Source organism: Rhodococcus sp. P4_B6 (assembly GCF_056402215.1).
The window spans coordinates 21,226-31,288 of record NZ_JBFUHV010000171.1 but is presented as its reverse complement, the minus strand read 5'-3'; the positions used below and the strand labels follow the sequence as shown (position 1 = coordinate 31,288).

Genomic DNA, 10,063 nt, shown 5'->3' with positions numbered 1-10,063 from the left:
GTGTAACAGCCGTATCAGCATCGCGCCGGGCGCCCGGCGCGAACAGCCACCCCAGGGGTGAAAACGCCTCACCAAGGTGTGAAAAGTTCGCCCCGGGCGATGTCCTCGACCGCCGTCCAGTCCCCTCGACCTCCGTCCGGCACGGCCAGTACATCCCCAGAGAGGTCGAGTCCGCCGATCTCGGTGACGCCGTCGAATGCTGCAAAGAACGCGGCATCGTTCGGCGACGACGTACCGCACACTGTCGCGGTCGTCCCACATGTGACGATGACCGTCTCCCAGTTCTGATGCCGACGGTTTGTGCACGCCTCGTGCGGGGTCTATCGCCCCTGGCGCTTCCGAATCTCAGGTCAGGGACGGGGTTCGGGACCTGGCGGACGAGATGTTCGGCACGCGCCGGTTCTGGCACAAGCGGATCGTCCGTTCCGGGGTCAACACGCTCGAGCCGTACCGGTCGAACCCGCCGGATCTGAGGATCGCTGACGATGACGTCGTCTTCCTCGATTTCGGGCCGATCTTCGGGGGGTGGGAGGCCGGTTTCGGACGCGCCTATGTGCTGGGCGAAGATCGCGCTGCGCGACGCTGTGGAGCCGGTGTGGCAGCGGGGTCGCGATTGTTTTGATGCGCATCCGGACATCACGGGTGCGCAATTGTGTGGCGCTGATGGTCGAACTGGCTGGTGAGGCGGGGTTCGAGTTCGGTTCTCCGATCTCCGATTGCTGGTCATCTGGTCGGGGAGTTCCCGCACGAGAAGGTCGCCGGGGACAGTTGTTCTCGTACGGCACCCTGCGTGTGCGGGAGGTGCAGGTGGCGATGTTTGGGCGGGAGTGGGCTGCCGGGGACGGTAAAGATCGCCGGGTGCCGGCTTGGGGAGGTTGTGATCACCGATCCGGTGGTGATCGTCCGCAGCGGCGGTGATCGGCATCCGTTCCCCTCGTCCGCCGGTTCCTGGTCGTGGATTGAGGGTGCGGTGTTCTCCGTCAGCACAGCCGATCTCGCCGCGCGGAGAGGATGGTGCGACGGCTGCCGGATTCTGGTCACCGGGAATAGGGCCGTGCGGCGGACTCTGTGCGTCACGTAGTTCGTTCTGTTAGGTGGTGCGGCCCAGGAAGTTCAACAGCTGGGTCTGGGCGTCGGCGTTGTCTGTGGGCGCCACCTTGGCCCCGAAGGCGTGGGGGAGCCGGATCTGGTCGTCTTCTGCGATCAGAAAGGTTCGGGCCAGCTCGACTGCCTCGGGATCGAGGTGTTCGTCCTGCCCGGTGGCGTGCGCGAAATCCCAGGTATGAATCAGCGTGTCGGCGCACGCCATCCGCCGGACGAATTGCTCGAAAGGCAGGTTGCCGAACTCGGCACCCAGTACCTGCTGGGCGGTCGCCTCCGACTTGAGGGCGGCCTGTACCCCGGCCGTCGCATCCAGCCATGCGGCCACCACGTCCTCCCCGGCGGTCGGCACCCGGTAGTCGTGTCCCCTGAGCCCTGCGCAGGCCCGTCGGTGGTTACCCACCACATGGGCGGCGACGTCCCAGGCGGTCCAGCCCGGGCAGGGGGAGGCCGAGTTCCAGCGGTCCTGCGGGCAGCCCAGGAGACGATCGGTGAAGTCCTGCGCCACGCGCGCGTACAGACTGGTGATGGGCGATCCCATCCCCACACCGTACGTCAACCGCGCCTCACCGAATCTGTGCTGGTAGAGGGCAGTTTTTGCGCACGCAGCGGCCCACACCGGCCGCCGCTCAGCCTGAACCGGGAGATCTTCCRCCCCCGACACGGGGGCTCCGGGGCCCGATGCCGAGCCGTGACGATGGGCCCCGAGACCTGTCAGCGCTGAAGGGAACAGCTGCGATGAGGGGGGCTGACCGCGGTGTATCTCGGTCTGTCCGTCGGCGCCGTGGTTGCCGAGGGGAATACTGCGCGGCCAGGACATCGCACCGGACCGGATCATCCGCACGCGACCGTGGGCCGACAAGTCGTTGACGGAACTGGTTGCTCGACGAGGATGTCGAGGTGGAGGTCCTGGGGGTGGCCGGCGAACATCATCAGGCTCGGCCGGGACGCCTCGCTGACGGTGTGCACGTGGGTGGGACTACGCGCAGACCCGCCGAACCGCGACCGACATTCTGGCCCACACGATCGTCGCGCCGGGGCTGCATGACGAGTGCCGGCACGGATGCACTGAACTCGCGCTCATGGCGGTCGACGGACGAAAAACCACCGACGCTGACGGTGCCCGTGGCGGCGCGACGTGGCGCCCGGAAGGTTCGGCCGCGAGAGGTTTGACGCGCTCGCCGCCACGTCCGGTGGTCCCGGTCGCGAGGTGGAGGTCGGGGGTGCGATGTTCGCCTGCCACAAGTCGCCCGAGGGTGCCGAAGAGGCCTGTGCAGGGTGGCTGGCCGTCGCGGGAGTCGAGCACCTCGGGGTTCGGCCGGGGCCGACGTCCCGCGCGACCGGCACCTTCCAATGCCTCGTTGCCTCCTTCGATCCACTGTCGATGCCAGCGTGAGGCGGTCTGCTGGGAGACCTCCAACTCGACCGCGACATCCACCTGCCGCCGCCCTGCGGCGAACATCTCCGCGGCCTGCATCCGCCGGTCACGCAACGCCCCGAGGTCACGGCGACCGCCGCGCCGCTTGACTTTCCGGGCGTCGGACCCAACGCCGGAACCGGTTTCCTTCCCTGCCATTCATCAATGATCAAGCAGCACGGTGCGAATCACGCGCAACGACACACCCTATTACCGAAACATCTTTAACTAACTAACGAGTGGGTTCACGGTGGCGTCCGAACAACTGCCGCACGCGTGGTTTCGCCGGCGCGGTCGGCTGGTCAGTCGGGTGAGCGTCCTCGCGTCGTGGATACTCCCCAGTGCGACCGCCGGCACGGATAGGTGGAGGAAAGCGCACGGACGAGATGCGGATCGCAGCGAGTATCCTGCACTACTGTCCATAGCCTGTCGATGAACTGGTGCTCGGTGATTCCGAATGTCTGGAAGACAAGCTCTGCGGGAACCCCGCCGTAAGGAATCCATTGCCGAGCGAGGGTGATGAGTTCGCGTGCTTCGCGGGGTAAGTCCTGGCAGTCACTCATCGGGCGTCTTCCCTGGAGCCGTCGCTGTCGCTCGTGTCGAGGCCGCCAAAGGCGTCGACCGGTCTTCTCGGATCAGGTGTGGAAGCCGGGCTGGTCATGGCAGTCCAGAACTCGAACTCTCGCGCGGCCACACGAGTGTGCGCGAGAACGCGAAAGGATTCCGTAATTCTCTGTGCAAGAGCGAATGTCATTCGGCACTACTCAATTCATTGGTCATTGGCGGCCGGACGATTATGCGGTGACGAGGCACCACAGGTTCTGTCGGCCTGCCGTGATGGATGCGGTGGTGAGCATGTCGTCCCAGTGGAGGAGGGAGCCGAATTCGGAGCGCCACGCGAGGGCAGGTTGGGTGAACTCGTGCAGGCGGTGCTCGCGGGTGGTGCCGATCGCTCCGTGCACCTGGTGGGCATTACGGACGACGATGGAGGCGGCGTGCCCGGCGCAGGAACGGGCAACAGCGACAAGGACGTCGAGGTTCGGTGCGGACCAGTCGGTGCGGACGGCTTCGTTCAGGGCGGCTTCGGTGGCGGCCCGGGTGAGTGCGGCTTCGGCGGCGATATCGGCGACGAGGTTTTGTATGGCCTGAAACTTCGCGAGCGGTCGCCCGAACTGGGTGCGTTCGGTGGCGTGCGTGATTGACAGGTCGAGGATGCGATCGAGGGCGGCGCTCGTCTGCACGGATCGGATCAGTGCGCCGCGCAGGAGTAGTTGGTCGACGACCGCGTCAGCTACCGGAGTGCCCGAGTGGGCGCTGTCGATGGTGACGGTGTCCCTGGGTTCGCCGGCGATGTTGGCCTCCGGCGTGATGGTGAGCATGTTCGTCTCGATGTCGGCGACAACGTACGTGTGGGTGTCGCGCCAGACCGTGACGATCTTGTCGGATTGGGCGGCCCAGGGCACCCGGTGGGCAGTTCCGGCGTGATCGAGCAGGCAGACGGTGCGGCGGGCGTCGTCTGCGGGAAGCCCGGCGGTATCGAGCAGCCAGCCGGCGAGCAGGTCGTGTTCGGCCAGCGGGATTCGGACGCCGTTGGCTGCGGCGGCGCGGAGCAGTTCCGCGGCTTCGAGCCATCCGGCTCCGCTGCCGCCGGATTCCTCTGGTCCGGTGAGGCGGGTTAGGCCGAGATCGGTGAGGTGGGACCAGAGGATTGGGTCCCACGTGGCGGTACCGGCGTCAGGTTCATTCTGGTCGCGGTAAGCGGCGAAGACCGCAGACATCATTTCCACAAGATCGGGGTCGACAGTGGTCGGTGTCGTCATCAGCGCATTCCCAATCCCCGCGCGATCACGCCGCGCAGAACTTCGTTGGTGCCGCCGCGAAGGGTGAATCCGGGGCGTTGGGCGGCGGCGTCCTCGATCATTGCCCGGTAGCGGCGGGGGGTCGGACCGGTGTCACCGGTGATGACGTCGGCAAAATCGGCGATGTCGCCTTCGGTGGTGGTTCCGAGGACTTTGACGACGGCCGCGGCGACGTCGGCGGATTCGTGGCGTCCGAGGGCTCCGGCGACCGCGGTGGACATCTGGTGCAGCCCCATTGTTCGGGCGAGATACCGGCCTAGGTCGGGGTGTCGGGGTACTGCCCCTGTCCGCATCTGTTCGGCGGTGTCGGCGAGGAGGGGGAATGTGGACAGGAAGCGTTCGGGTCCGCTGCGTTCGAAGCTCAGTTCCGAGGTGACCTGCTGCCAGCCGCTGCCGATGGTGCCGAAGACCATGTCGTCGGCGACGAAGACGTCGTTGAGGATGACTTCGTTGAAATGGTGCCCACCGTGCATCGAGACGATGGGCCGGATGTCGACGCGGGGGGAGCGCAGGTCGACGATGAACTGGCTCAGTCCGTCGTGCCGATGTGCGGGGTCGACGGGGGTCGTGCGGGCGAGGCAGATGAATGCATGGGCATGGTGGGCGCCGGACGTCCAGACCTTGGTGCCGCTGAGGACCCAGCCGTCGTCGACGCGGGTGGCTTTGGTGCGGACGCTGGCGAGGTCGGATCCGGTGTCGGGTTCACTCATGCCGATGGCGAAGTAGCACTCGCCATGGGCGATCTCGGGTAGGTACTTCTGTTTTTGAAATTCGGTGCCGTACAGAAGGAGTGACGGTGCAATCTGGCGGTCGGCGATCCAGTGCGCGGCGACCGGGGCGCCTGCAGCGAGGAGTTCCTCGGTGACGACGAAACGTTCGAGGTGGCTGCGACCGCGGCCACCGTACTCGATTGGGATCGTCATGCCGACCCATCCCCGGTCGGCGAGTGCGCGCGAGAAGTCCTCGTGCCAGCCGGTGAGCCAGCTGTCGATCCGCGGAGTGATGCGCCCATCAGCGAACTGAGCGTCGACGAATTGCCGGACTTCGGCGCGTAAGTCGTCCATGTCGTGGGGGTCCGACGCTATGGGCGGAACCAGTCGCGGATCTCTCATTGGAGAATCCCTTCGGTTGTGGCTGAGTCGGTTTCGGGTGTTGCGTCACGTTGGGTCCCGGCGCCTGCATGTCCGTCTGCAAACCGGTTGGAATGTTGGTCGATGTTGAACGCCGCGTGTCTTGATTACGCACTATGGCAAAAGTGGGCGATATACGCAATGCTGGTGGCTAATTCGGCGCAGGTACCGAGATCTGCCACGTGAGTGCATCCTTTTGCTTGACGTACCGACCGGGCGGTACTAAGGTTCCGTGAACGGTAGCCGATCGGCAAATTGCTTCGAGTCGGAGTTCCGCAATGAATTCTCGAAAGGTGTCCCATGGCCGGACTGTGGTTCGACGACGTGGAAATCGGAATGACGTTCGAGACTCCGCGTCGCACTGTGACGGAGGCGGACGTGGTCAACTTCGCCGGAGTGTCCGGTGATTTTCATACGCTGCACACTGATGCGCAGACTATGCGCGAGAGTCAGTTCGGCGAACGGATCGCTCACGGAGCGCTCGTTCTGTCGATCGTGACAGGCCTTCGGGGCCGGCTCGGAATCTTCGACGACACCCTGGTGGCGTTCGCCGAGATTCGTCGCTGGCGCTTCGTGCGTCCGGTGCTCATCGGCGACACGATTCGCGCGGCCAACGAGGTCGTGGAGCTGACTCCTACGTCGAAGCCCGACCGTGGCGTCATGGTCCAGCACGTGCAGGTACTCAACCAGCACGATGTCGTCGTACAAGAAGGAGAGATGGTGGCATTGGTGAAGCGGGAGGCGAAGGTATGAGGGTCCGCGCGGACGATCCGCAACTCAATGAGGTGTTGACCGGCGCGGGGACTGCGGGAAAAGACCCCCGTGACGGTCTCGTATTCGTCGCACGGACTGGTCTTCGTGAATGGGCGGAGACCGAGGACGAACTGGCTCAGGCGTTCGACATGACCCGGGAGGCAGTCGCGGCCGGTGGTGCAGTGGTCTACGTCGTGCGCTCGGCCGCACTGCTKGGACGAACCGAACCGCTGGACGCGGCTGTCGCAGCCGGCCTACTCAGCGGCGCACGCGCACTCGCGCTCGAGCGCCGAAAACACAACGGCTACTCGACGGTCGTCGCCGTGGCCGACGATGTGGAACCGAAGTCGGTTGCCGACGCGGTGGATCTCCTCGTTGCCACTCGCGGGGCCAACGGTCAAGCCTTCGTACTCGGCGAGGAACATTTAGGAGCAGCTCTGCCATGAAGATTGCAGTGGTCACAGGCGCGGCCCGGGGTATCGGCTTCGAAATTGCCCGGCGTCTGACGAAGGACGGCTATCGCCTGGTCCTGGTAGACGTGGATCCGAGGGTCGGGGACAGCRCAGCATCGATCGATGCCACGCCAGTGAAGGCCGACATCGCCGATCCGGAGGGCCGTGCGCAGATTCGCTCCGCAATACGGTCCGAAGAGGGGCAGCCGACCTTGTTGGTGAACAACGCCGGTATCACGCGCGATGCTCTGATCGGCGACATGACCGAACCGAACTTCCGACTCGTCAATCGAATCAACCTGGGCGCGACCTTCGAGTTGACGTCCGAACTGGCCGACGAGATCGTCGATGGTGGCGCGGTGGTCAATATCAGCTCACGCGCATACCTCGGCAACGTCGGCCAGTTCAACTACGCCATCTCCAAGGGCGGCGTAGTCGGTCTGACCCGGTCACTGGCGTTGAGCCACGCGCCGCGCTTGCGCGTCAACGCCGTGGCACCGGGCTTCATCGCCACCGACATGACCGATGCGGTACCCGCGAGGGTGCGTGACCGCATCATCTCGCGCATTCCGCTGCAACGCCCGGGCAAACCCATCGATATCGCCGAAGCCGTCGCTTGGTTGGGCTCCGACCAGGCGGCATATGTCACGGGACAGGTATTGCCGTGCTGCGGAGGTCGCAGTCATGGCTGAAGGCGGTCATGGCAGATACGTAGTGCACAGGTAGTGGATAGGTAGTTTCCCGCTGGCATCGGGGCTGGTCCGCAGGGACCCTCGTGTGATGGTCGTCACGAAAGGGTGCGGTGTGATGTCAGCCCTCGAAAACCGGTTGAAGAAACGACGGTCGTTCTCGTCGGGAAGCGGCGGTCGGCCACAGAGACTTGGAGTGAAGTATGAAACTGGATTTGCTGTATGCGTTGACGAATCGTTCGGGCGAGTTGTCCTGGCATGAGGTGCTGGAGGCGACGCGGCGACATGCCGTAATGGCGGACGAGCTCGGATATGACCGTATTTGGTTGGGGGAGCATCACTTCGATGTCGACGGGACCGATGCGAGCCCGAATCCGATCATGCTGGCGACGGATCTGGCCGCTCGGACGAGCCGCATCCGGTTCGGGATGGCGGCGGTATCGCTGACCCTGTGGCATCCGCTGAGGGTGGCGGAGGATCTTGCCATCCTGGACCACTTCAGTGACGGCCGCCTCGATGTGGCGTTCGGTCGGGGAATTCTGCCGATCGAGGTGATGAACCTCAATCCCGAGGCGAACCGCTGGAACGGCAGCGAGAACAGTTACGGGATCTTCGACGAAAACCTGGCGATCGTGAAGGGGATCTGGACCGACCGCCAGTTCAGTTGGAAGGGGCCGCGCTACACATTCCCGGAGCCGGGGACGAAGTTCATCCACTCGCCCGGTGCGCCCGATCCGGAAGGCTGGGTCGGCGAGGATGGCCTGCTTCAAGCGTTCGGGATCACTCCGCAGCCGTACCAGCAGCCGATGCCGCCGTTGTTCGCGGTCACCGAGACTGTCGAGGGCTTCCGGCGCGCCGCTCAGAAGGGTATGAAGCCGATCACCTGGTACCCCACCGGTCAGGTTCTCCACAACCTCTGCGAGCTCTACCGCGACGAGCGGGCCAAGGTCAGCGGCGTCACCCCGGCACTCGGCGAGGATGTGGGTGTGCTGCGCATGGCGTACGTCGCGGATACGGACGAGGAGGCGCGTCGCATCGCCGAGCCGGCGGTGGTGGAGTTCTTCGAGCTTATCTGCCGGGTTCGCGGTATCGGGGTCTTCCTCGACGCCGACGAGGACCCGAGCGATCCCAAGTACAAGGCGATGGCCCCCTGGGATCTCATGTTCGATCGTGATCACCTCTTCATCGGTTCGCCGGACACCGTGCTCGAGAAGATGACGCGGATGACGAAGTCGCACGGCATTCAGAACTGGCTGTTGCAGATGGGCGTGCCGGGCATCGCACACGACGACATCGACAGATCCCTGAAACTCTTCGCCAGCGAGTGCATGCCGGAACTCCGCACACTCGATTCCACGGCTGTCGCCGCGAACTGATCCACCGGATCCGAAGGAATACTCATGACGGAATACCTCAACCCCGGAGACCTTTCCTACCCTTGGTTCGGAATGAATCCGGGTGTGGCGACCAAGGACTACGTGTTCTGCGGCGGCATGGCGCTGGATCTGGAGACGCTGGCGCGTAGGCCGGAGGCCGACACCATCGCGAACGAGACGAAGATTGCGCTGGAGGAGATCCAGGGGATCCTCGAGACTGTCGGCTGCACGCTGCGGGACGTGGTGAAGACGACGTGTTACCTGGCCGACGATTCGTATCGCAAGGAGTTCTGGACCGCGTACACCGAGGTCTTCGGGGAAGGCCCGTACCCGGCGCGCACCACGCTCGTCGTGGGCATTGCCGGCGACTGCCGCGTCGAGATCGACGCCGTCGCGCTCCGGCCGAAGAGAAAGGGATAGCCGCGATGCCCGACCGCCCGTTCACCGACTGGCACACGCACATCTATCTGCCCGAACATCTGGGCCCGGTATGGACCGACCGAGGAACCGAGCTCGTCGGGCGGCCAGGCTTCGGCCGCGCGGACCTCGCCGAGCACACCCGGGTGATGGCGGAGTCCGGTGTCGAGAGGTTCCTGGTTTTGGGCCTGCAGGTGGCCCGGATCGGGATGAAGGTGCCGAACGACTATGTCGGCGAGTACCTCGACGCCAACCGGGAACGGGCGATCGGGGTCGGCAGCGTCGACCCGACCCAGCCCGGCGCGGCGGACGAACTCCGCCGCGCCGTGCGCGAATACGGCCTTCACGGGGTGAAACTCTCACCGCCGTATCAGGGTTTCCATCCGCACTGCGACGAGGCCTACGAGGTCTATCGTGCTGCCGCTGATCTCGGTATCTTCCTCATGTTCCACCAGGCGAGCGTGTTCGCGCCCGACGGGTGCAACGAATACGCGTACCCCATGTTCCTCGACAAGGTCGCCCGCGAGTTCCGGGACACGAACATCCTCGTTGCCCACTTCGGGAAGCCGTGGATGAACGAGACGGTCGAACTGATGATGAAGAACCGCAACGTCTTCGCCGACGTGTCGACGCTACCGGTGAAGACCTGGCAGCTCTACAACGGGCTCCGACTCGCCATCGAGGGCCATGTCACCGACCGCCTGGTGTTCGGCTCCGACTTCCCGTCATTCTGCCCGGAAGAGTCCGCCGATCAGTTCCTGGCGATCTCGGAACTCGACATGCCACTCCCGATCCCACACGACGTGGTCGAGGATATCCTCTACAACCGGCCACTCGACCTCATCCTCCCGAAATAGCCCCCCACTCAG

General features: G+C 64.8%; 11 protein-coding genes. 7 read left to right on the top strand and 4 right to left on the bottom strand.

What is annotated here, in order from left to right; all coding sequences use genetic code 11:
* Window positions 1–298: 298 nt before the first annotated feature.
* Window positions 299–622, top strand: a complete 324-nt coding sequence (locus tag AC1DWT_RS41730) for an aminopeptidase P family protein (RefSeq protein WP_259376028.1) — start codon at window positions 299–301, stop codon at window positions 620–622.
* Window positions 623–1,090: 468 nt separating this feature from the next.
* Here the strand turns inward: AC1DWT_RS41730 and AC1DWT_RS41725 are convergent, their stop codons facing one another.
* From AC1DWT_RS41725 to AC1DWT_RS41710, 4 genes are all read right to left on the bottom strand, one after another.
* Window positions 1,091–1,642 (bottom strand): TIGR03086 family metal-binding protein, encoded by a 552-nt coding sequence (locus AC1DWT_RS41725; protein ID WP_241031583.1) that lies wholly within the window; start codon window positions 1,640–1,642, stop codon window positions 1,091–1,093.
* 438 nt (window positions 1,643–2,080) lie between these two features.
* Window positions 2,081–2,677, bottom strand: coding sequence for a helix-turn-helix domain-containing protein (locus AC1DWT_RS41720; protein WP_206015533.1), 597 nt, complete (start codon window positions 2,675–2,677; stop codon window positions 2,081–2,083).
* Window positions 2,678–3,312: 635 nt separating this feature from the next.
* Window positions 3,313–4,338 carry an acyl-CoA dehydrogenase family protein gene (locus AC1DWT_RS41715; RefSeq protein WP_206015534.1) on the bottom strand — a complete coding sequence of 342 codons (1,026 nt, stop codon included), beginning with the start codon at window positions 4,336–4,338 and terminating at the stop codon, window positions 3,313–3,315.
* A complete protein-coding gene (locus AC1DWT_RS41710; RefSeq protein ID WP_206015535.1) occupies window positions 4,338–5,489 on the bottom strand; it encodes an acyl-CoA dehydrogenase family protein in 1,152 nt (383 codons plus the stop codon). The genes AC1DWT_RS41715 and AC1DWT_RS41710 overlap by 1 nt, the downstream gene beginning before the upstream one ends.
* Before the next feature lie 318 nt (window positions 5,490–5,807).
* On the opposite strand from AC1DWT_RS41710, the gene AC1DWT_RS41705 reads away from it, so the two are divergent.
* The 6 genes from AC1DWT_RS41705 to AC1DWT_RS41680 all read left to right on the top strand — a co-directional run bounded on the left by AC1DWT_RS41705 (window position 5,808) and on the right by AC1DWT_RS41680 (window position 10,051).
* The gene (locus AC1DWT_RS41705; protein ID WP_005256873.1) at window positions 5,808–6,260 is read left to right on the top strand and encodes a MaoC/PaaZ C-terminal domain-containing protein; all 453 of its coding nucleotides are present in this window, start codon (window positions 5,808–5,810) and stop codon (window positions 6,258–6,260) included.
* Window positions 6,257–6,706, top strand: a complete 450-nt coding sequence (locus AC1DWT_RS41700; protein WP_206015536.1) for a hypothetical protein — start codon at window positions 6,257–6,259, stop codon at window positions 6,704–6,706. The genes AC1DWT_RS41705 and AC1DWT_RS41700 overlap by 4 nt, the downstream gene beginning before the upstream one ends.
* Window positions 6,703–7,404, top strand: coding sequence for an SDR family oxidoreductase (locus AC1DWT_RS41695; RefSeq protein ID WP_477925184.1), 702 nt, complete (start codon window positions 6,703–6,705; stop codon window positions 7,402–7,404). Before AC1DWT_RS41700 ends, AC1DWT_RS41695 begins: the two co-directional genes overlap by 4 nt.
* 200 nt (window positions 7,405–7,604) lie before the next feature.
* Entirely contained in the window at window positions 7,605–8,777 is a 1,173-nt protein-coding gene (locus tag AC1DWT_RS41690; protein WP_206015538.1) for an LLM class flavin-dependent oxidoreductase, read from the top strand.
* 24 nt (window positions 8,778–8,801) lie between these two features.
* Complete coding sequence (locus AC1DWT_RS41685; protein ID WP_206015539.1) at window positions 8,802–9,197, top strand: RidA family protein; 396 nt, start codon at window positions 8,802–8,804, stop codon at window positions 9,195–9,197.
* Window positions 9,198–9,202: 5 nt separating this feature from the next.
* Complete coding sequence (locus AC1DWT_RS41680) at window positions 9,203–10,051, top strand: amidohydrolase family protein (protein WP_206015540.1); 849 nt, start codon at window positions 9,203–9,205, stop codon at window positions 10,049–10,051.
* The last annotated feature ends 12 nt before the right edge of the window (window positions 10,052–10,063 follow it).

Bases quoted from the DNA above. Each gene is read 5' to 3' on its own strand.
- AC1DWT_RS41690 (WP_206015538.1), top strand. From the start codon at position 7,605: ATGAAACTGGATTTGCTGTATGCGTTGACGAATCGTTCGGGCGAGTTG.
- AC1DWT_RS41715 (WP_206015534.1), bottom strand. From the start codon at position 4,338: ATGACGACACCGACCACTGTCGACCCCGATCTTGTGGAAATGATGTCT.
- AC1DWT_RS41725 (WP_241031583.1), bottom strand. From the start codon at position 1,642: ATGGGATCGCCCATCACCAGTCTGTACGCGCGCGTGGCGCAGGACTTC.
- AC1DWT_RS41680 (WP_206015540.1), top strand. From the start codon at position 9,203: ATGCCCGACCGCCCGTTCACCGACTGGCACACGCACATCTATCTGCCC.
- AC1DWT_RS41685 (WP_206015539.1), top strand. From the start codon at position 8,802: ATGACGGAATACCTCAACCCCGGAGACCTTTCCTACCCTTGGTTCGGA.
- AC1DWT_RS41710 (WP_206015535.1), bottom strand. From the start codon at position 5,489: ATGAGAGATCCGCGACTGGTTCCGCCCATAGCGTCGGACCCCCACGAC.
- AC1DWT_RS41705 (WP_005256873.1), top strand. From the start codon at position 5,808: ATGGCCGGACTGTGGTTCGACGACGTGGAAATCGGAATGACGTTCGAG.
- AC1DWT_RS41720 (WP_206015533.1), bottom strand. From the start codon at position 2,677: ATGGCAGGGAAGGAAACCGGTTCCGGCGTTGGGTCCGACGCCCGGAAA.